General features: G+C 49.6%; 20 protein-coding genes. 6 read left to right on the plus strand and 14 right to left on the minus strand.

Translation table 11 applies throughout. The annotated features are described in order from the left end of the window. Window positions 1-37 precede the first annotated feature (37 nt). Window positions 38-226 carry a hypothetical protein gene (locus tag HFP08_RS04855; RefSeq protein WP_168119483.1) on the plus strand — a complete coding sequence of 63 codons (189 nt, stop codon included), beginning with the start codon at window positions 38-40 and terminating at the stop codon, window positions 224-226. A 142-nt stretch (window positions 227-368) separates the two neighbouring features. Continuing rightward, window positions 369-1,574 carry a putative glycoside hydrolase gene (locus HFP08_RS04860; protein WP_168119359.1) on the plus strand — a complete coding sequence of 402 codons (1,206 nt, stop codon included), beginning with the start codon at window positions 369-371 and terminating at the stop codon, window positions 1,572-1,574. Between the two features lie 79 nt (window positions 1,575-1,653). On the opposite strand, the gene pfkA is transcribed toward HFP08_RS04860, so the two are convergent. Beyond that, complete coding sequence (pfkA, locus tag HFP08_RS04865) at window positions 1,654-2,622, minus strand: 6-phosphofructokinase (RefSeq protein WP_168119484.1); 969 nt, start codon at window positions 2,620-2,622, stop codon at window positions 1,654-1,656. A gap of 28 nt (window positions 2,623-2,650) precedes the next feature. Continuing rightward, window positions 2,651-3,679: a tetraprenyl-beta-curcumene synthase family protein gene (locus HFP08_RS04870; protein ID WP_168119485.1), complete on the minus strand. Its 1,029-nt coding sequence runs from the start codon at window positions 3,677-3,679 to the stop codon at window positions 2,651-2,653. A 245-nt stretch (window positions 3,680-3,924) separates the two neighbouring features. Here HFP08_RS04870 and HFP08_RS04875 point away from each other — a divergent pair, with 245 nt between their 5' ends. Beyond that, the gene (locus HFP08_RS04875; protein ID WP_168119360.1) at window positions 3,925-5,115 is read left to right on the plus strand and encodes an MFS transporter; all 1,191 of its coding nucleotides are present in this window, start codon (window positions 3,925-3,927) and stop codon (window positions 5,113-5,115) included. An 85-nt stretch (window positions 5,116-5,200) separates the two neighbouring features. Here HFP08_RS04875 and HFP08_RS04880 read toward each other — a convergent pair whose 3' ends face one another. After that, window positions 5,201-5,398, minus strand: a complete 198-nt coding sequence (locus HFP08_RS04880) for a cold-shock protein (protein ID WP_168119486.1) — start codon at window positions 5,396-5,398, stop codon at window positions 5,201-5,203. A 90-nt stretch (window positions 5,399-5,488) separates the two neighbouring features. Further along, window positions 5,489-6,202, minus strand: coding sequence for a class I SAM-dependent methyltransferase (locus HFP08_RS04885; protein ID WP_168119361.1), 714 nt, complete (start codon window positions 6,200-6,202; stop codon window positions 5,489-5,491). A gap of 164 nt (window positions 6,203-6,366) precedes the next feature. Here HFP08_RS04885 and HFP08_RS04890 point away from each other — a divergent pair, with 164 nt between their 5' ends. The 3 genes from HFP08_RS04890 (at window position 6,367) to pepF (ending at window position 8,828) form a co-directional block, all read left to right on the plus strand. After that, entirely contained in the window at window positions 6,367-6,600 is a 234-nt protein-coding gene (locus HFP08_RS04890; protein ID WP_168119362.1) for a hypothetical protein, read from the plus strand. 66 nt (window positions 6,601-6,666) lie between these two features. Beyond that, window positions 6,667-6,846, plus strand: a complete 180-nt coding sequence (locus tag HFP08_RS04895; RefSeq protein WP_168119363.1) for a hypothetical protein — start codon at window positions 6,667-6,669, stop codon at window positions 6,844-6,846. Window positions 6,847-7,031: 185 nt separating this feature from the next. Further along, window positions 7,032-8,828, plus strand: a complete 1,797-nt coding sequence (pepF, locus tag HFP08_RS04900) for an oligoendopeptidase F (RefSeq protein WP_168119487.1) — start codon at window positions 7,032-7,034, stop codon at window positions 8,826-8,828. Window positions 8,829-9,098: 270 nt separating this feature from the next. On the opposite strand, the gene HFP08_RS04905 is transcribed toward pepF, so the two are convergent. The 10 genes from HFP08_RS04905 to HFP08_RS04950 form a co-directional block, all read right to left on the minus strand. Continuing rightward, on the minus strand, window positions 9,099-9,959 hold the full coding sequence (locus HFP08_RS04905) for a DUF92 domain-containing protein (protein ID WP_168119488.1): 861 nt from the start codon (window positions 9,957-9,959) through the stop codon (window positions 9,099-9,101). Between the two features lie 6 nt (window positions 9,960-9,965). After that, a complete protein-coding gene (locus HFP08_RS04910; protein ID WP_168119364.1) occupies window positions 9,966-10,721 on the minus strand; it encodes a glycerophosphodiester phosphodiesterase in 756 nt (251 codons plus the stop codon). Window positions 10,722-10,780: 59 nt separating this feature from the next. Further along, a complete protein-coding gene (locus HFP08_RS04915) occupies window positions 10,781-12,091 on the minus strand; it encodes a CapA family protein (RefSeq protein WP_168119365.1) in 1,311 nt (436 codons plus the stop codon). A gap of 134 nt (window positions 12,092-12,225) precedes the next feature. Next, entirely contained in the window at window positions 12,226-13,650 is a 1,425-nt protein-coding gene (gene hemY, locus HFP08_RS04920; RefSeq protein ID WP_168119366.1) for a protoporphyrinogen oxidase, read from the minus strand. 5 nt (window positions 13,651-13,655) lie between these two features. After that, on the minus strand, window positions 13,656-14,606 hold the full coding sequence (gene hemH, locus HFP08_RS04925; RefSeq protein ID WP_168119367.1) for a ferrochelatase: 951 nt from the start codon (window positions 14,604-14,606) through the stop codon (window positions 13,656-13,658). Further along, window positions 14,599-15,669: a uroporphyrinogen decarboxylase gene (gene hemE / locus HFP08_RS04930; RefSeq protein ID WP_168119368.1), complete on the minus strand. Its 1,071-nt coding sequence runs from the start codon at window positions 15,667-15,669 to the stop codon at window positions 14,599-14,601. Before hemE ends, hemH begins: the two co-directional genes overlap by 8 nt. A 248-nt stretch (window positions 15,670-15,917) precedes the next feature. Then, the gene (locus HFP08_RS04935; RefSeq protein ID WP_168119369.1) at window positions 15,918-16,772 is read right to left on the minus strand and encodes a GGDEF domain-containing protein; all 855 of its coding nucleotides are present in this window, start codon (window positions 16,770-16,772) and stop codon (window positions 15,918-15,920) included. 2 nt (window positions 16,773-16,774) lie between these two features. Then, window positions 16,775-18,856, minus strand: a complete 2,082-nt coding sequence (locus HFP08_RS04940; protein WP_168119370.1) for a cellulose biosynthesis cyclic di-GMP-binding regulatory protein BcsB — start codon at window positions 18,854-18,856, stop codon at window positions 16,775-16,777. A 14-nt stretch (window positions 18,857-18,870) separates the two neighbouring features. Continuing rightward, the gene (locus tag HFP08_RS04945) at window positions 18,871-20,121 is read right to left on the minus strand and encodes a glycosyltransferase family 2 protein (protein ID WP_168119371.1); all 1,251 of its coding nucleotides are present in this window, start codon (window positions 20,119-20,121) and stop codon (window positions 18,871-18,873) included. Then, complete coding sequence (locus HFP08_RS04950) at window positions 20,118-21,671, minus strand: DUF2334 domain-containing protein (protein WP_168119372.1); 1,554 nt, start codon at window positions 21,669-21,671, stop codon at window positions 20,118-20,120. The genes HFP08_RS04945 and HFP08_RS04950 overlap by 4 nt, the downstream gene beginning before the upstream one ends. Between the last annotated feature and the right edge of the window lies 1 nt (window position 21,672).

Below are 21,672 nucleotides of genomic sequence, written 5' to 3' on the forward strand. Positions count from 1 at the left end.
ATAATGATTAGAACGAAAGGGTGATGCTTAGGTGGATATGGAAACGGTCAAATTGTCTCACATTGTAGAAAGACTTGCCCCGGAGCTTAGTCCTTTTCTCACTTCTCGCGAATTGGAGCTATGCATCGTGCTCAGAGACGGCATTGAGCTGCTCGAGCCGGCCGATGTTATGGAAATTGTTCAGCACAGCATATGCAACGGTCAGAAGCAAATTCTTATACAATGACAGTTCGGGAATGACAGTATGCGCTAGCGCCAGTCGATAAAATCGGCTGGCTTTTTGTTTCAAGAGCTTCAAAAAAAGGATGACCCCGCCTCAATTGTGCTTTATAATTTGTTGGGAGAACAGCTGACAGGGAGAGAACATAATGGACATTATTATTTCGGCGCTAATGCTTCTGTACAGCCTACTAACCGGAGACAGCTCAAGCAGCGCGGACGCGAAGCAGCTTGCGATCGCCTATCTGAACGCTTCCGCGGGAGAGACGATCATTCAACCGGAAGACGCCTCGATTGCGGGCGAGCCGGGAAGAGAGTCCGACCCGAACGGATCAATCGCCAAGCATGATCCGGAGCCCGACACGCCTCCGATCAAGGGCATCTACGTCACATCGCATATTGCCGGCATTCAAAGCCGCATGGATCCGCTCATCAAGCTCGTCGACGACAGCGGGCTCAACGCCATGGTTATTGACGTCAAGGATGATAATGGCTACATAACCTATCCAACAACAACGCCAGAGCTTCTGGATTTCGGCACGCCCAAGAAATTCATTCCAAGCATTGATGATCTGATGACGAAGCTGAAGGATCATAACGTCTATCCGATTGCCCGAATCGTCGTATTCAAGGATACGGTGCTTGCGGTGAAGCATCCGGAGCTGTCGTATCTTCAAGCGGACGGAACCATCTGGAAGAACGGCAAGGGAGAGAGCTTTGTCAACCCTTATCGGCAGGAAGTGTGGGATTATAATATCGCCATCGCCAAGGAAGCGGCAAGACTCGGCTTCAAAGAAATTCAATTCGATTATGTGCGTTTTCCGGAAGGCTTCGAGACGAGAGCGGACTCGCTTACGTTCAGCAAGACGGAGCAAAGCAGGGTCGACGTGGTCGCCGATTTCGTGAAATACGCCAGAGAACAGCTCGAACCGCTCGGCGTACGCGTATCCGTCGATATATTCGGCTATGCCGCTTCGGTTCCCGCAGCCGAAGGCATTGGTCAGGACTTCCTGAAAATCTCCAACAATGTGCATGTCATCTCGCCTATGATCTACCCAAGCCATTACAGTACGGGATGGTTCAATCTGAAGGCTCCTGATTTAAAGCCATATGAGACGATCAAAGGCGCCTTGGAGGACACGCATGAGAAGCTGAAGGACGACGGCGAGCTGACGCCGATCATCAGGCCCTGGATTCAGGACTTCACGGCAAGCTGGCTCGGCAAGGGCAATTACCAGACATACGGCAAGGAGCAGGTCGAGCAGCAAATCAAGGCGCTTCATGATAGCGGCATCGATGAATATCTGCTCTGGAATGCGAGCAACAAATATTCACAGGGCGTCAACTACGATTAAAAGACGGACCAACAAAAAGCTTCGCCTTCAGATGTTCATCTGAAGGCGAAGCTTTTATCAAATTGCAAGGATTGATAAGCTATTGCGATAAACGAAGAGCCAGCTCGTACATTTCCATATCAAACGGCTTCTTCGTATTAACGACGAGATCGATATCCGTCGTCGTCAATTGACCGTTCACAACGCCGCAAGCCTTGCCCGATTCGCCTGCCATCAGTTGGCGGACAGCGAAGTCGCCGAGACGGCTTGCGAGAATACGATCCGCCGCAGTCGGAGTCCCGCCTCGCTGAATATGTCCTAGTACGGTAACCCGCGAATCCATGCCGCTAATCTCCGAAATTTGCTCCGAAACGTCTCCGCCCTTCGCGGCTCCCTCGGCTACCACAATAATACTATGACGCTTGCCCTTGGCAAAATTGGCTTTCATCCGGTCGGCGACCTCTACGAGATCAAACGGCACCTCCGGCACCAGAATCGTCTCCGCCCCGCTGGCAAGTCCGGCATACAAAGCAATATCTCCGCAATGGCGTCCCATGACTTCAACGATGGAAGTGCGCTCATGCGAGGACATGGTATCGCGAATTTTGTTAATCGCGTCCACGACGATATTGACCGAAGTGTCGAACCCGATTGTCACATCCGTGAACGGAATATCATTGTCGATTGTGCCTGGAAGCCCCATTGTCTTGATACCAAGCTTACTGAGCTTGTTCGCGCCTTGGTAGGAGCCGTCGCCGCCGATGACGACGAGTCCGTCAATGCCTCTGGTCCTCAGCACTTCCGCTCCCTTCTGCTGTCCTTCCGGCGTGGTGAATTCCTTGCACCGAGCCGTCTGAAGTATCGTGCCGCCGCGTTGAATAATATCGCCAACGCTTCGAAGATCCATCTCCCTTAGATCATCGTTCAGCAAGCCTTGGTAACCGCGCTGAATTCCGAACACCTTCAACCCATGGAACAAGGCGCTTCGCACCACCGCGCGAACAGCCGCGTTCATTCCTTGCGAATCGCCTCCGCTTGTCATTACTGCGATTGATTGGACTGCAGTCATCATTCATTCCTCCATCATCATGATCAACTTATACTTGAAATCTTCTAATCCAATTGCTGTTGAAGAGAAAGAACAGGCGCGTAAGCGGACTCTTCCTCATAAGCTGCCGAGAAACCTCCCGCACATCGGCCTGATTCCTTACCTTCGGATCGGACAGATAAAGCGCGAGAAGACCTTCAATAATGAGCCTGTGAAACCGCGAGCCCGGCAGCTTCAATACATCGGCCTTGGCCCTCTCCACAATCATGTCCATGCGATCGACCAGAAGGCTTCTGCTCTCGTAATAATTGCAGAAATTCAAATCGCCGCCCTGCTTATCCTCCTCCTGATCGATCAGGTAATCCAGCAGAATATGCAGACCGCATACATGGGGGAAATAAATATGGCGAATCGATTCCCCATCCCGCTTCGATAACCCTCTCTCGCTGGCAGCGAGAAAAAGCATGAACATCCCAAGCGTCGACCCGGTCGCAGCCGCGAATTCGTTCCATTTCAACTGGGGATAATGCTCTTGATGCTGCCTCCACCAACCGAGAAGCTTCGATTCCCGCTCATCCTTGCGAATATGCTTGTATACTTGCAAGTCGCCGTACAGCGAGACGAGCTCCGTTACATGAGCCTGCACGCTGTCGTACGAAGGAAGCTGCGCCGTCATTCTCTGGCAGGTCATCACCAGTTCATGCAGATAACCTCCGTCATCCCTCTCGCTTCTTAACGCGTAATAATCCGTAAGCTCAGCTCCCGGAGTGACCGCATCCAGCATCGACCGATGCAGGAGCCGGAAATCGTCAGGATCGAGCGAGGTGCTGCGATCGCATAAATTATCTAAATAGTCGCTTATCGTTTGCAGAGCAACAATTAGCGGTATGAGGATATGTCGATAATCGAGATTGGCCGCCGCGTACACGGCTCCGCCCTGGCAATGAAATCGCTTGTCATGCATACTGCTCAGAGCCTGTGTTTTCAATTCCTCATCCGGTATTTGCTCCGCCAATGCCTTCCACTTGTTTAGTTCCGCCGAAACTTCAGGCAGTACATACCGATAAACCCGATGCATGAGCTTAATCGGTCCTCTTGGCACATTCCCAGCCGTTAAAGTCGTCAGCCTCACGACGCACCCCCTATGTAAAATCGAAAATCATGAATGCCGGCGCGATCCAACCCCTGCATATGCACAAAAACCCTAATCATAAATGTACCATTATAAGAGTCAATAATCCAGCGACAATTGGAGCTTCAGGCATGCTATACTAGTAACCATATTATTTTTTACTAGCAAAGAGATGGAGTGAAAGAGAAAGTATGAATGAATCCAGCAGCATAGAAGCTAATCTATCCTCTACGGCAAAAAAAGAAACAGCGGCGCTCAGGGCGTTCAGCTTCAGCATGTTCTCCACTCAAGCGCTCGTCGTATCCTTTATCCCGCTGTATTTCCTATCGAAAGGCTTCACCGAAAGCCAAATCGGCATTATCTATTCCTCCGGGCTGTTCATGTCGATCTTCGCCAACATCATAATGGGCATTGCCAGCGATAAATTCAGAACGATCCGAAAGCTGTTCTTCGTGCTGCTGTTCGGTCAGCTCGCGATGGTCGCGTTCATGTATTCCCTGAACGAATTCATCGTGATTTGCGTCATCATGGCAATATTCTACTTCTTCCAGACGCCGATGAATCCGCTGAGCGACAGTCTGTATCTCATGTCCAGCAAGCATACGGGAACGCCATACGCCTTGATACGCATCTTCGGCTCTCTGGGCTTCGCCATCAGCTCGTACGGCTTCGGCTTGCTGCTGAAGGCGATCGGCTCCCAGCATACGCTGCTCGTAGCCATGTGCACGATCTCCATTACGCTCGTGTTCGCTTACTTCATTAAGGATTATCATGGAGCGGCCAAAAAGGTCGAATATTCCGGCTTCTTCAAGCTGATGAAGCAACGCAATATCGTCTTGTTCTTCATGCTCATCCTTATCTGCTCGACCGCGCACCGCATGTACGAAAGCTTCCTTGCGGTAACGCTGAGGCATGCGGGAGCAAGCGATTCCTTGATCGGACTTTCCTTGCTGATCTCCGCAACGAGCGAAATTCCGATTCTGTTCCTGCTCGGCAAATACGGCCACAAGCTGAAGGAGCTGCCCCTGCTCATGCTCGCAGCGCTCATGTACGCGCTCCGGCTTTGGCTGCTCGGAGCGGTGAACGATCCGCGTCTGCTCGTCGCGACGCAAGCGATGCACAGTATTACGTTCGGCATCTTCTTCTCCACGTCGCTGCGTTATATCTCGATGCTCATACCGAATGAATTCCGGGCGTCCGGACAAGCGCTTTATACCGTCATCTGGACAGGCGCGGCAGGTCTTATCAGCGGGCTGCTGGGCGGCTATATTTACGAGCAATTTGGACGAGCGGCCTTCTACCATACCGCGGCGGGCATTGCGATTGCGGCCGCCTTGGGCTTCCTCCTCTACTTTCTGCGAAGGTGGGATCGGCTCGAGTGATAAAAAGAAAAGGAAACGTCCCTGCTGCCACCCGGCCGCAAGGACGTTTCCTTATGCGCATTACGCTTCTGTCATGCTTTCAATCCTATAGTTTATGGACGTTAGCCGCTTGAGCGCCGCGATTGCCTTCGGTAATATCGAATTCGACCGCTTGACCTTCCTCCAGTGATTTAAAGCCTTCGCCTTGGATGGATGAGAAATGTACGAACACATCTTCTCCGTCCTCTACTTGGATGAAACCATAGCCCTTCTCTGCGTTAAACCATTTCACTGTACCTTTCAACATGCACAACCTCCTAAAATGTAAACACTGCTGCTGCAGTGAATAGACCCATTATAACGATCCCAAAATCAAAAAGCAATTTCAGCGAATTCAGGGATTTATTAGGCGATTAATTCTCAAGTAGGATTGCGATCCGGGAATAAACGGCAGCTTGGACGGCATGAGCGTCGCCTCTGCGTCCGAAGCTCGAATATGCTCGATCAGCTCCTCCAGCTGCGGATAAGGCTTCCATCCTAATGAAAGCAGCGGATAGATGCGAATTTGACCGCCGGGCTTGCACACCCGCATGAGTTCGCTTACCGCGTCCAAGTGGAAGTCGAAATCGAATTGATCCGCATATAAAAACAAGAAATGACTGCATAAAACGAGCGAAAAGCTGTCATCCTCATAGGGAAGCTGCGGGAGCCTGCCCCCCTGATAACAGAGCCTGCCGTCGCAATCGTTCACATGATCGGCGAACAGACCCAAAGAGCGCTCTCTTCCCGCTCGATGATGATGAATGGATCCATAGTAGCTCCAATCGAAATGCTCCTGAAGCGCATCCAGTTTATTCGTCGATGTCTCGATCTCGTCAGACGCTTCGCGAATCCAATTCGCAATGTCTCCCTCATATCGCGGATCCGCTGCGCTCGCTTCATATCCGCGCCGCCTCGCTTCCGCGACAAAGGATGAGCTTCCTCCCGCGACATCCAGTATCTTGCCTCGATCCAAATCCTCTTCCAACAGATCAAACATTTTGCAATACTCGTCAAAGCTTCTGCAGGTCATGGCTACGCCAATCTGCTCGTAACGACTGCTGGCCATACTTTCACTCTCCTCATCTCATCTCGTCTCGACTCTTGCACGCTCTATCCCGAAGAGTCGTAAGTTACTAGCGTAATCTGCGTTCCATATTGATTAAGGATCGAAGAATAGCTATCATGTTACTATATACCAATACGCATGAATTGGAAAGAGGTGGGACTGCCATGTTCAAGAAGCATCAGATTTACAAAACGGACAAATATAATATGCTTACGGTCGAGGTGCAAGGCAAAACGCTCGTGCTCCGCGAAATTTCCGATCAATGGGGCGAGGATTGCCATACCTTCGTTAGCAGACAGGAAATGCTCCATTGGGCTCGCAACCGTTTCCGTCCCGAGGATTTCGCCGGACGCGAGGACGAGCTCGACAACATCATGTCCGCTTTCAAGGAAGTCTAGATGAAACGAACAGCACATAACTAAGCCGCGATCGGCATAGTTAACGATAGGAGGCAAGAAGCCGGCATGGATACGACAGCGGCTGTTATTTTTATTATTGCGGCTTTCTCATTAGGAGTTATCATCATTATGAAACGCGACAGCCTTCCCCAGCGCTCGCGCCGCACTCTTGCGCTGCTCTCCATTACGTTGATCGCGTTTGCGTTCTTCTTTATCGTGTATTACCTGTTCAACCTGGGCGCTTGACCATGCATATTACGGGACCGCCAAGGGCATAGTAGCGACAAACTGTGTCTTTGGGGGGATGGAAGTTGAAATGGCTGTCCTTATTGCTTGCGCTTGCGATAGCGCAAAGCGCGGCGACGATTCCGGCTGCGAGGGCCAAGCAAGCTGTTGAAAAGCAAGATCAAATCAACCCGAGGAGGAATACGATGAGTCAATTGCCAAAACGTTCAGAAACGGCCGAGGAGTTCCGTTGGAAGCTGGAGGATCTATTCGCGGACAGAAAAGCCTGGGATCAGGAATACAGCGCGGCAAAAGCATTGATCGAGAAGGCATCTCGATTCCAGGGCAAGCTGAGCGATCCGGCTGAGCTTAAGGCCTGCTTCGAGCTTGAGGATGAGCTCTCCCTTCATGTGGAGCGACTCTATGTGTACGCCAACATGCGCCATCACGAGGATACGGCCGAGGCAGACTATCAAGCGCTGTCCGACAAATCGAAGAAGCTCAGCGTCGAAACCGGCGAAGCGTTGTCCTTCGTCACGCCGGAGGTGCTTAGTCTCAGCGACGAGGCGCTCTCTGCGATGATCGACGACCCGTCGCTTGCGAAATATCGTCACACGCTGGAGGAAATGCGGCGCCAGAAGGCTCATGTGCTCAGCAAGAGCGAGGAAGCTCTGCTTGCTCAGGTTGGCAATGTAAGCTCCGCGCCAAGCACAATTTTCGGCATGCTGAACAACGCGGATTTGAAGTTCCCCAAGGTAAAGAACGAGAAAGGCGAAGAGGTCGAGCTGACGCACGGCAGCTATATTCAATTTCTGGAAAGCCGCAATGGGAAGGTTCGCAAGGAAGCCTTCGAGGCGGTCTACGATACATACGGCAAGCTGAAAAACACGCTCGCTTCCACTTTGAACGCGAATGTGACGAAAAATACCTTTTACGCAAAGGCCCGCAAATACGATTCCGCTCTCGACATGTCGCTCTATGGCGACAATATTCCGAAATCGGTATACACGAATCTGATCGATACCATTCACAAGCATTTGCCGCTTATGTACCGATACATGGAGCTGCGGAAAAAGCTGCTCGGGGTTGACGAGCTGCATATGTACGATTTGTTCGCTCCGCTGGTCGAGGAATTCGATATGGAGATTTCCTTCGAGGATGCGAAGAAAACGATTCTGGAGAGTCTGAAGCCGCTCGGCGACGATTATTTGGCGGTGCTGAGGGAAGGCTTTGAGGAGCGCTGGATCGATGTGTACGAGAATGAAGGCAAGCGAAGCGGGGCTTACAGTTGGGGCGCTTACGGCACGCATCCTTACGTGCTGCTCAATCACAAGGATAACCTCAACAGCATGTTCACCTTGACCCATGAGATGGGTCATGCGCTGCATTCCTATTATTCGGACAATGCGCAGATCTATCGCGATGCGCAATATACGATTTTCCTGGCGGAGGTCGCATCGACGTTGAACGAGGCGTTGCTGATGAATTATTTGCTGGACAAATCAGACGATGTCAAGGAGAAGATGTATCTTCTGACCTACTATGCGGATCAATTCCGCACTACGGTGTTCCGTCAAACGATGTTCGCTGAATTCGAGAAGATCGTTCACGAGCGCGCGGAAGCCGGAGAATCGCTCACGCCGCAGGAGCTCAGCAAGATCTATTATGATCTCAATGTGCTCTACTACGGTCCGGGCATGGTTGTGGATAAAAATATCGAGATGGAATGGGCGCGGATCCCGCATTTCTACACCAGCTTCTACGTGTACAAATATGCGACGGGCTTCTCGGCGGCCACCTCCTTCTCCAAGCAAATTCTCGACGAAGGCGCGCCAGCCGTGGAGCGTTATCTGGGCTTCCTGAAAAGCGGCGGCAGCGACTTCTCGATCAATATTCTGAAGAAGGCCGGCGTCGATATGTCTACTCCTGAGCCGATCGAGCAAGCGATGAGCGTGTTCGAGGAGCTGATTGGACAGTTGGAGGAGCTTACGGCGAAGAAGTGAGCGATTGAAACGAATACGAAAAGCGCGGCCAGTATCTTAAGCTCGGCTGCGCATTCCCTCTAAGATTGATGAAAGCGAGCTCCGGGAGGATTGCCTCTTGGAGCTCGTTTTTTTGTTTAGGAAAGAAATACAGAGTCAGAATGCGGTACAACGCAGGTTGACTTAGATTGCAGCTATGAGGTGCTGGTGGGCGCTGGAGCACCTATTAGGTGCGGATTTACAGTTAGATCGCAGTAGGGCCGTGCCCCGGTGCCGGCTTGGCCGCAGAATTTAGAGCAGCCGGCCAATGACGCAAGCCAGCAGGCCGGCGAAGAGCGACGACAGGAGGTTCACCCTGTCGTTGGTCAGCGCGGCGAAGCCGCGCACATGCCGAGCGGCGCTGCCGCAATGCTCGGCGCGTTCCGTATCGCTGCCGCATACCCGGCAGCGATACTGGGCCTGGCAGGCCGCGCCGAGCAGCGAGTCGGCGAAGGCGCCTGCCAGGCCTGCCGCTGCGCCAGCGGCGATGTACGCCGCCGCTGGCGCAGCGGCCTCGCCCGCAGCAGCCCATGCGGGCTGCGGGCCGAGCCGCAGCAGCGCTGCGGCGGCGGCGCCGATGAACGCGGCGCCGAGCAGCGCGGCTGCGCTGCCGAGCGGCGAGACGCCGCCGCTCGTGCCTGGCGCTACGCGCTTGCCGCTCAGAAGCGAGCGCGGCTTGCTCCGGCTCAGGGCACCGATTTCGGTCGCCCAAGTGTCCGCATTGACTGCGGCCATGACGCCGACATAGGCAAACAGCCAACCCTCCGCCGGCCCAATAGAGTTAGCGACGCACAGCAGCAGACCCGCTCCGCCGTTCGCCCACACTTGCCCGGCATCGCGTCTCCCGCTCTTCGCGTAGCCGGCCTCCGCCCTCTTCTTGACCCGACTCTTGCGCTTCCACCTCGACCAGAGCGAGGAGGAGACGAAGAAAGCCAGCAGCAGACCGAACCAAATCGGCTCGCCAAGCGTCACAAAGCCCGTCCCCATAATGAGGGCCGACCATGCGCCCGAGCCGGACAGCGAGCGAGCGCGATAGGCGAGCAGCGCAATGAGGCCGCTGCCGATCAAGCCGGCAAGCAGCCTCAGCCACCATTCCTCCCAAATCCCGACCATGCTCAATCACCGTCCCTGCACTGCGTCTGTGGCATGCCGGCCGTCAATCACTTCTCTCCAGCGGTCCGGAAAATTCGTGCAGATCATAAGCTCGGGATCAAGAGAGGCAAGCTTGCGAATCGTTCGCTTCTCATTCGCCGTCCAGGCCATTACTTGAGTACCCGCTCGATGAAGCTCGGCCAGACGAGCCTTGTTGAGCTTCGAATGTCCGATGGAGAGGAAATCCGAATGGAGATCCTCCAGCTCCTTCACCAGCGTAGAACGCCAATGATCCAGGATCAGTCCGATTCTCACTTGCTTCGACAGCTTTCTGATGCGATACAGCGTTCCGATATCGAAGGAGGTAAGCACAAATTCCTCAGTGTCATACGCCTCGAGCAGCTCCAAAACCTTGTCTGCGAGAAACGGATACCGAATGCCGTCCGTTTTCAGCTCGATATTCAGCTTGCAGCGTCCCTTCGCTTCCCGCAGCACCCCTGCCAGCGTCGGTATTCGCTCGCCTCTGAAAGCCGGGGAAAACCAAGCGCCGGCATCGAGCTCCGAAAGCTCGGCCGCCGTCTTGTCTCTTACCTCGCCGCGTCCATTCGTCGTTCGCTTCAAGTTATAATCGTGAATAATGACCGGAACCGCATCCTTGCTTAATTGCACATCAAGCTCCACCCACTCTACATCCTGCGCCTCGAATGCCATCCGAAAGGCCGCCATCGTATTCTCGGGCGCCCTTCCCGACCAGCCCCGGTGCGCTACGCATGTATTTCTCATCAGAAGCTATTCCTCCCTCTCGAGCCCTTTCAAGTCCAGCCTCTCACCCCGAGCACGGGTTACTCAGCCGTGATTTTCCCGTTCTCATCAAGCTTCGCTCCGAAGGATAGAGAAGATAGACGGGCAAGCATTGCCTCTGAGGCTTCTCCCTCCAGCGGATTCGGCTGTCCCTGGACAACAATCATCGGATTGAAGGCGAGCTCGCATTCGCCGTCCTTGGAGCATCTGGCGTCAAGCACGCCCGTTTCCGCGTTCGCGCCCTTGGGATAGGATGAGAAAATAAAGTTTCCTAAACTGTATGCGATCCATTTGCCGTTATACCTCTCGAAGCCCTGCAGCACATGGGGATGCGAGCCAATCACCAAATCCGCGCCGGCATCGATATACGCTCTTGCGTATTGCTTCTGATAATCGACGGGCATATCCTTGTTATCCTCGCCCCAATGCACCATGACTACCGTAATATCCGCTTCCTCTTCGGCAGCCTGTATCGCTTTCACTGCGCGAGTCGTTTCGTAGGTTTCCGCGATGCCGGGAACGTTGCTGTCCGCTTTGAGCTCTTTATACGGAATAACCTTGCTAACCCCGATGAACGCCACTTTAATGCCCTTTGCCTCCATCACATACGGCTTGAACGCTTCCGTATCATTATTCCCGGTTCCCATATGCCCTAGACCAGCTTCGTCCAAATACGCAATCGTATCCCGCATCCCTTCCACGCCTTGATCCATCGCATGATTGGTTGCCAGACTAAGCACGTCGAACCCGGCTTTCTTCAAAGCCGGCAGCGCGTCGGGCGAGCCTTTGTATACATATTGCGTCCCTTCGATCGGCGTACCTCCGAGCGTAATCGGAAGCTCCAGATTTCCTGCTGTAATATCGGGCTCGCTCAAATAGAAGAACGCCTTCTCGTAAGGATAGCCAAAGCCGTTCTGCTCCATCAGAGCATTCAAATATTCGCCCGGAAGCACATCGCCGACAAAGGATAAGGAAATGCCGGCAGCATCCCCTCCCTGATTCGCAGCGGCGTTCTCCTCGTTATCTCCATTATCGGACGACACAGCTTCATCCGTTCCTTGATTCGACGCTGCGTTCCCGCTGTCTTCATGGTTATCATCCAACGTAAATCCGTATGAACCGCCATTATTCCCATCATTTGATTTCGAACCGTCAGTGACAGTCTTCGGAGCGCTGTCCTGGTCCAATCCGAAAAGAGATGACAGCTTGCCGCCATTCGCCGCTGTTAACGCGACGCCTGTAAACACCAATACAATGCCGGCAGCCACGAGCGTCAAGCTCATATATCTGCGATTTTTCCGTTTTCGATTCTCTTTTTCCCGTTGACGGGCGGCAGATCTGGATAAGGTCATAAGGCAGACTCCTTCTGATTCGCGCAGCAGCATAAGCTTCTGCCGCTGAATTTCGCATCATTTGACAATCTACCCCATTATACAATCTATTGGAATTTCAGGCTATGATTCTAAGAGATCTATTATGAATGCGGTCATTGGGAGAGAATAGCAGCAGCCGCTTCCTTGCCCTGACGGATGCAGTCCGGCAAGCCGACGCCGTCGAACGCCGCGCCCGTCACCCAAACGCCCGGCAGCTTTTGCGCAAGCGCCCCCCGAAATTTCTTGATATGCTCGAGATGCCCGACAGGATATTGCGGCATCGAAGCATTTAATCTCGTCATTTCCGTGAAGAGCGGCTTCGTCTTAATACCCATGGACAGCTCCACATCGCGGCGAACAGCGGCAATCAATTCCTCGTCGGGAAGCTTTACCGATTCCTGATCCTCCGAATGTCCGACATAACAGCGCAGCAGCACCTTGTTCTCTGGACTGGAATGAAGCCATTTGCTGGAGGTCCAGGTGCAGGCCGTAATATGAAGTCCTTCCGAGCGCGGAACGAGAAAGCCCGAGCCATCAAAATCCAGTGGAAAGGCGGCTTTGTCGAACGCCATAACGACATTCGCCACCGACACATATCGCACTTGCCTCAGCATATCGCAATCGACATGCGACTCCAGCAATGCAGCCGCCGCGAACGCAGGCGCGGTCATGACGATGCGATCCGCGCCAAGCTCGCTGCTGTCGCTCAGCTTCAGTCTGTATCCATCCTCCGCTCTCTCGATTGCGGCAACGCGCACGCCGAGCCGCTTGTCCGCTGCGCTCAGCGCCTTCTCCAGCTCCTTCACCAGCGTCGTGAGGCCGCCCTTGAACGTCAGGAAGGCGCTGCTTTGCCGCTCGGCTCCCGCAGCTGCGGCGGCCGCCGCCGTAGTCCGTCTGTTATGCTTCATTCCTTTGATTAGGCTCCCGTATTTCTTCTCCGAAGCGGCGAATTGCGGGAAGGTTGCCTGCAGGCTCAGCTTTTTCAAATCTCCCGCATAGATACCGGCCAGAAGAGGCTCTGCAATACGACGCATCACTTCTGTGCCAAGCCTGCGCTCCAGAAATCCGCCGAGCGACTCATCCTGCTCGGACGGACGCGCGGGCAGCAGCATATCCTGCAACGCTCTAAGCTTCCCGCCCCAAGACAATAACCCCGATTTCAGGAAAGGCCGGATTTCGGTAGGGATGCCGAGCACAAGTCCAGGCGGCATCGCATGCAGCTTTTTGTCCCTCATAATATACGTCTTCTTGGCATTCGGATTCGTCCCGGTAAGCTCCCCCTCGATGCCAAGCTCCTTCGCCAGATCAATAATGGCAGTCTTGCGCGCAAGGAACGAATCCGGTCCCTTCTCAATCACAAAGCCATCCTTGCGCAGCGTATTGATCTTCCCGCCCAGCGAATCGGAGGCTTCCACAATCGTAAGGCTAACGCTTCTGCCTTGCCGCTCCGCTTCCTTCTGCAAATAAAAAGCGGAGCTCAGTCCGCTGATCCCCCCGCCAATAATGACAATTCGATCAATTGCGTCTTTGCTCCGCATGCTGCTCAATCCTTTCTCCCGGCTGTTGTCGCTTTGATAACCGTTTCGGCCAATGTTTCCATATATAACGGATCGCGATTCAGCATCGCAATTCTCTCTAAGGTCATCTCCAGACGGCGCGCTTCCTCTTTCGCCTCCAAATCCAGATCATACAGCACTTCCAGATGATCGGACACAAAACCGATCGGAGCAACGAGCACCGCCTGCACGCCCTCTTCCTTCAACGACGGCAGCGTCTCCAATATATCCGGACCGAGCCATGGCTCGCGGGTGCGTCCTGCGCTTTGCCAGGTGAACTGCCAGTCCTTCACGCCTGCTGCTTCCGCTACTGCTCCCGAAGTCTCCAACAGCTGCTGCTCGTAAGGATCGCCGAGCTCTCTAATTCGGACAGGCAAGCTGTGCGCGCTGAACAGCACCTTCACCGGAGTTTCCTCCCCTGCCGACTCCGCCGCAAGCTTCAGGCCGGCTTCGACACGATCCGTCAACGCTTGAAGCAGCTTTGGATGCATATGATAGCTGTCTATGCATGTCAATGCGATGCCAAGGTTCTCCGCCTTCTCCAGCGCGCGCTTATTATAGCTGCCGACGCTCATGATGGAATAATGAGGCGCGAGCACAATGCCGATCGCTTCCGTAATGCCGTCCGCAGCCATTTGCTCGACGCCGTCTTCAATATAAGGTTGAGCGTGCTTGAGGCCTTGATAGCACACGTAGGTGCCGGGAGCAAGCTGCTCCAGCTTATCCTGCAAGCCTGCAACCTGTCCATCCGTGTTCTCCCTAAGCGGGAATACGCCTCCGACAATAGCTTCATAACGCCCCTTCAGCTCCGCCAGCTGTTCCTCAGTCGGAGGATGGCCGCGTCTGATATGCGTATAATAAGCCTCTACATCTTCCAGCGACTGCGGCGTTCCGTAGGACATGACGAGCACGCCGATCTTATCCTTATGCTTAGACATAACCCGCTTCCTCCTTGCTCTGAGATGCGATTTTCTTCTCGGAATAGGCGTGTACGAACGCTGTCAGCTCCGCCAGCTTCTCAAGCGACGCTTCCGGGAACAATCCATGTCCCAAATTGAATACAAAGCCGTTTTCGGTTAGGCCTTGATCAATAATATCCGCCGCATACTGCTCGATCACGGGCATTGGAGCCGTCAGCACCGTAGGATCCAGATTGCCTTGCACCGCCGTACGGTGATTGAGCCTTCTTCTGCCCTCTGCGATGGAGACGCGCCAGTCGAGTCCGATCATATCGGCCTTCACCTCGCCCAGCTCCGGCAGTAGCTCGCCTGAGCTGACGCCCGGGAAGTAAATCTTCGGCTGAGGGAGATCCCACAGCTCCGCGAAGATTCTCTCTATCGTCGGCAGCACGAATCGGCGGAAATCGCCCGGCGTCAAAGCGCCTACCCAGCTGTCGAACAGCTGAAACGCCTTGCCTCCGGCTGCCATATGAGCGCGCAAATAAGCGATCGCCATATCGCCGAGCTTGTCCATCAGCTGAAACCAGACCTCGGGCTCGCCGTACATGAGCGCTTTCGTTTTCAAATAATTTTTCGAAGGACGTCCTTCTATCAAATAGCTTGCAATCGTGAACGGCGCGCCCGCAAAAGTAATAAGCGGCACCTGGAGCTCGCGGTTCAAAATCTTGATCGTCTCAAGCACATGACCCAAATCGCCCTCCACATCGATCGGCTTCAGACGAGCCACATCTCCGGATGATCGAATCGGGTTATGAATGACGGGACCGATGTTCGCGACGATGTCGAAATCAATGCCGAGCGAGGCGACCGGATTCATAATGTCGGAATAGAGAATAGCGGCGTCGACGCCAAGCTTCTTCACCGGCATCATCGTTATCTCTGCCGCCAGCTCAGGCTGTTTGCATATTTCAAGCAGCGAATATTTTTCTTTTATTTTGCGATAATCGGGATCGTATCTTCCTGCTTGTCTCATGTACCACACAGGCACACGATCCACTTGCTCCCGACGGCTTGCCCGAATGAAACGGTCGTTATAGGTCATTCCCGTTCCTCTTTTCTATGTAATTTCACCTGCTACCATTATGCCCTTTTTCCTCAAGGCAAACAACCATAAGCACGCTTGTTCCTATGACAATAGTATGACAATCAGACATGTCCAAATGACGTATGGAGATGATTATCAAAGTCTTATAATTAAAACAAAGACAGGACCTAGCCCTGTCTTCATTCCTGTATCGATATTCAATCAGCTATAAAAGCGGCCATGAATATGACGATCTAATCGTTGAACTACACATCATATTCCAACTGTTTCCTGGCTACAACGATGAAATCCAATGGAGTCGTAATCGTTTCCGGATTATAGAGAGTAGCGCCAATCTTGAAACTCAATTCAATTCTTTTTTTGTCTGTTTGTACTGTTGTGTTCAATTCGCTAGCTCTTTTTCTTAAACGATCGATGACGTTTTTAGCGCCTTCTTGATCTGTGAAAAGCAACATTCCCCATGTAGGATTATCTTTATTAAGCAGATATAAGGAGTCATTCGTGCGTATACTCGTCTGGCCGATTTGGGAAACATTCCTAATTGTCTCCGTCATAAACTCTTCGCTTATCATTCCCTTTAAATCATTCCAATATTTAATATTAATGACCATAAGCACAAGAGGAATATTGTATCTCACAGATAAAGCCATAAATACTGTAGCATCATTCTGAAAAGCCAAACTGTTCTTCAAATTGGTATTCTCGTCCATAGTTGCCAACCTTGAATTAATTTTCTTGAAATGTTCATTCTCGGTTTGAAGCTTTCGATTAGCGCTTGTAATCATCCATGCAATAACCGTATAGACCGGTGTCATAATCAACCAAAAATAACTTTGAAACTCAACCGATCCCCCAATAACCACGCTCTGATACATGACGAACGTCCCATAGCCAAACAGAAACAGAATATTAAGAATCAGGCCCGTTGTTACGGTTGTGAAATAGGTAATAATTGCGATAAGAAACGCTAAATTCAAAAAAATAATATTTTGTATATATTGATTTGGGTCTTCCGCCGTGAAAACGATACTAATGAAACAAGCAATAAAGAGAAGAAGAAAGGCGCTGTCCGACAATATGCTGCTTTGATTCTTCTTCATCTCTAATCACTCCTCTTTCGACGATATTTGCGAATCATAAGGATTAACGAGAGCAGTATTAGAAACAGAATCAGCATGACCGCGATCGTAAATGCCAGTACATCGCCGCGATCCATAATCGTTGACAGTGCAGAAGACTCCTCTTGCTCCATTTCTTTCTTAAATCGAAAAGCTTTAATAGTTCCATCTTTATCCGTTAATACACCATCGCCGTACACCTTCCACAAATCTCCGCTCGTCTTTAGCAATTTGGAAGCTAAATATATGCTTTCTTTATTTACTCCTGTAACAACAAGAAGTCCATGTTCTTCGGCAAATGGTGATTCCAATAATTGGATTGTACCGATTAGCTTCCCGTATTCCGAATCGATGCTAATCTTCTCATTGGAGAGAATCGTCGAACCTTTTTGGTCGAATTTGAAATAAAGATTTTGATTAACGGTACGAATGACTTGATTGTCCTCATAGCTCCCTATCGCAATGACTTGATGATTCTTAAGCTCGCTTTCATCGATATTATCATCCAGGAACTGAATCGTCCCTGTATTAGTCACTGCGAATTGTCCGAGCAAATTAAATAAATTAGAGATAGCTTGATACGAGTATGTGTCCATCTCCATAGGAAGCACGACATCCAATTGATTATAGCTTCCATCGCGCAAAAATGGATACGGATAGTTATTAAACGACAAATCCGCCTCGTCAGCGGTGTTTATTTGAATCATTGAATCTTTGGATATGAATGCCCATGGCATCTGATTCTGATTCTGCATGCATGTATTATTCAGAATTTCTAAATCGAACGCTACTGTGATAGAGAAATTTCCCGAAATATCTAACGTTTTCGGAATTGGAAGCTGAATTGTATCGCCATTGGCGAGCTCAGAGGTTAGTTTCTTGCTACCAATCGGTGTATTATTCACAAGTATCGTCATAAGCGAACGGTCGAAATCCAAGTTCTGTGAATAGCTGTAATCCAGACTAATCTTGCTAGCGTCTGCAATAGATCGATTGCCTGGTAAAGATACATAATAAGTTATCTCCCTGTGGAGGGCTCCTGTTAATTTATCGCCTGCATCAGTTAACTTCTGTGTACGGCTAACAAGCACATTTGGTGTGTCCACTTCTGTCGTAGCTTCGACCGCTTTCATCGATTTATTCATTTGTTGCATTAGATCTTGATTAGCAACAAGTCTTCCTGCTCTTATTAATAAATCCGGGCTGTTAGATGTCACTACCAGCATGGCTTGTCCATCAACAGTTATTAGCTGGAGCAATGCTTCATTATCCATATTTCTCGATTTCAGCTTGGATTTGATTTCATCGGGTAGATGATCATAGAGTGACACAAACACAACCGTTTTCTTTTCTTTTACCTCTTTGGATTCATAGGTTAGCAACGGAATAATGGATTCTTTGAGCGGATTAGCCTTTGCGAGACCCGAAAGAGCATAAACGGCTGCCTCCATCTCGATCTTATCATTTTTCTCCGGCAACACTATCGCGTTCAATTCCTCGCTAACGGTATCACGACCTAAAAACCGCTGATTGAAATCGCTAATAGTCTCTTTCATTGGTTGTGATAAATAATTGAGAGAGATGGTAGAAGTATCATAGATTTGTAGCCACTTATCCTGCGAATCAGTTTGAACGCACACTTGATTCAGATCAGTGCCAGTGGACTGCAGAAAACCTTCAATCGATAAAGTATTGCTACCCTTAATCAATAGATTCAAAGGCAGTTCAATAACTAAATCCTGATGTTTGGATTCATTCGCAACCGGACGGAATGAATAGAACGGTGTTCCATTCAAAGACAACGTTACACTGGAGCTTTCGCTCTGCATCAAAGCCGAAACCTCATAATTCAAATTTACCTTTGCATCATTTACCTGCCAGTATTCTTCTACATTAAAGTACTGCTGATTGCCAGTAGAATAGCCTTTCAATGTAACAGATTCAAATGAAGTAACATAGCTGCGACCTAATTCCTCTGATGCCGCATAAGTTGTAACGACGCCCATCTGAAAGGTTATCAGCATAGCTAAGATCAAGATAGCCATTTTCCTTAATCTACTTTGCATACATACACACCGCCTTAGAATCTTTCCGTTTTATACCATTTCACTTCTCGTTTGAAGATTACATCTTTGAAATATTGAATTAACCCGTAAGCAGCAACTATCATCCACATCTGGCAATACGAAACATACATGAGTAAGATGATCCAGATATTCGAAAGACGCATTTCTCCTTTTTCCGTAACCAACGTAATATACGTACCTATAACAAAAAGCAATATAGCCAATAACCACAACAAAGCACTGAAACTTGCAAGTGTCGTCTTAACAAGCCCCATTGTATTAAAGATTAATAACAAGTCTGAGACAACAAGCGAAGTCAACAATAAAATATATATAGCGAGCAAGTATAGGATATCGAACCGAATTCTTGAGGCTTCCGGTTTAAAGAGCAGACTCAGGTTTTTGACAATAACGTATATATTCCCTTTTGCCCACCGAGTTCGTTGTTTAAACCATACTTTTACTGTCTGGGGCTCTTGCTCCCAAGTTACCGCTTTAGGTTGAAATTTAATGAGATATCCCATCATGTAAATGCGAAAGCTAATTTCCGTATCTTCTGCAATCGCTTTAACGTCCCAGCCGCCAACGCGTTCTACAATATCCCGCCTTATGATGTAATTGGTTCCAGGTATCGTGCAAACTTTAAACAATTTCCAACGTCCTGCCTGTACCATCCATTGGAAGGATAGTGTCTCCACATTGATAAATCGCGTCAACAAATTCACGTTTCTATTACGGGTGCGAAACTTGCCTATAACGGCCCCGAGTTTCTTATTCAACATAATATCCCCTACCAAATACTTCAGCGCTTTTTTTTCCGGGGTATTATCTGCATCGTAAATCGCAATTAATTCACCTCTGCTCCGCTCAAATCCAATATTTAGTGCATTCGATTTCCCCTTGCCGCCTGTAATTGAATCGGTATTTATGATAATTAAATTACGATTTGGCACACTTAGTCGCAGATTTTCCAGCAGTAAACTGCTCTGATCTGATGAATTATCATTAATTACAATAATCTCATAAGCGTCATGAGGATAATCAAGAGCCAATAATGATTCGACAGTTTTGATTATTACTTTGCCTTCATTATGCGCAGGGACCATTATCGATACAAATGGCTGTTCTTCCGTCCATTCAGGTGCAGGCCTACCCTCATCCTGAACGTAGAATAAATAACCTGCAATAATCAATACCACATTTATAAGCAACAACGTCCAAATGCATATCGTAGATATAAGCATCAAAATATCCGCAAAGGTCATAGTTCTCTCTCCTGTTGAACAAATTTACGTTTGTATAATCGATGCCCAATAATGAGCAGGAACACAAAAATAATAAGTATCAAGATAATAATCACGCTAAAGATACGGTTCTGCAAAGAGAAAAGCGCCGATAATGATTTTTCATTCTCTTGAATATAGATATGCGGCGAAGTTGTATCTGAGGTTGAGTTCAGATCGACAGAATGATTATCGATGAATAAATGACCACCTGCAGAAGTCATGTGGTGAAGATTTGTTTGAACGGAATGCCTATCTGTTTTATAATCAGAAAAATGAATCCAACTGTCTGCCAAACTCTGAGTTATCTCGTCTAATTCATATTGAGTTTCCGGGAAGGAATACGTAAAAGCAACGTTAAACGGCAGGTCAATGAATTTCTTTTTTGACTCCAGATAATCTTGAAATTCATCCATATTTATACTGTATGGTGAAGATATAAAGGATTGTACTGATTCAGATTGAGTAGCCAGCTTAGCACTTTCATTCGAAAAAAAAATGACACTATCAAAAAAATGCAAGCCTTGTTCAACATATAGAGGATGGTCCAACCAATACAATTCCGTTGCCATACCAAGCGGAACAATCCCTTGGTCTGCTAATTGATTCATATAGAAATTCATATGATCCTTCAGGCTTTCGTTTACCAATCCTGCTTCAGAAGAAACAACGGGAGCCTCGATTAATATACTGCCATTGTGAGCTTGCGCATATTTCAATACATTTATATAGCGTTGCATTGCCGGAAAATCAGTATTGCTAAAAACTGGACTTGCACTAATTACAAAAGGAATTCCTAAAGCATAAAGTCGATCCGACATACTCTCTAATAGCTCGAAATCAGAGAAAGGTGTCACATTACTGAATAATAAAAAAGCTCTGCTGTCAAGTGATGCCTGAAGCCAATCCTTCATCACATCTGCTAACAAGATTTCACTCAAGCTTACTGCTGAGAGATAGGATACGTAGGCCACACCATCTTTCAAGCTGCCGTAAGGTCCTTGCATATGATCATTAGCAGAATACATATTTCCATAGGTCTTGCCTGCAGCATGTACAATTAATGGTACGGTCCCGGAATCGACGGCAACTTGCGAGTACGGCTCTTCTGCTAAGGATATAATGGCGTCTTCTTCGACCTTGATCGATAAATCCAACGTTTCAATTACCCTTTCAGGAGGAAATGCTCCAATATGCATATATTCTCCTTTATAATTCGCGAAATCTGCTTGAAAAGTCTGACTAACATCCGGCAAATCAAACGCATTCCTAATAGCAACAACCTTTTTAAACTCATTCATAGTTCCCTCTTGATAACGATCATAAGAGCATATAGTAACTTCCACTCCAAATGAAACGAGAAGTCTCTGCAACTGTTCTACATTGCCTTCGTTCGCTGAACCAACTGCCAAACTGTCATAGACAACCAATACACGGTCAACTTCGTTCTCTGCCGCAAAAACATCAGCAACAGGCAACGTAGTTAAAGATAAAGTCAACAGGAGCACGAACAGTATGGCTTTTTTCATCATT

The sequence above is a fragment of the Paenibacillus sp. HB172176 genome (assembly GCF_011947265.1).
In the GTDB taxonomy this organism is placed as follows: domain Bacteria; phylum Bacillota; class Bacilli; order Paenibacillales; family Paenibacillaceae; genus Pristimantibacillus.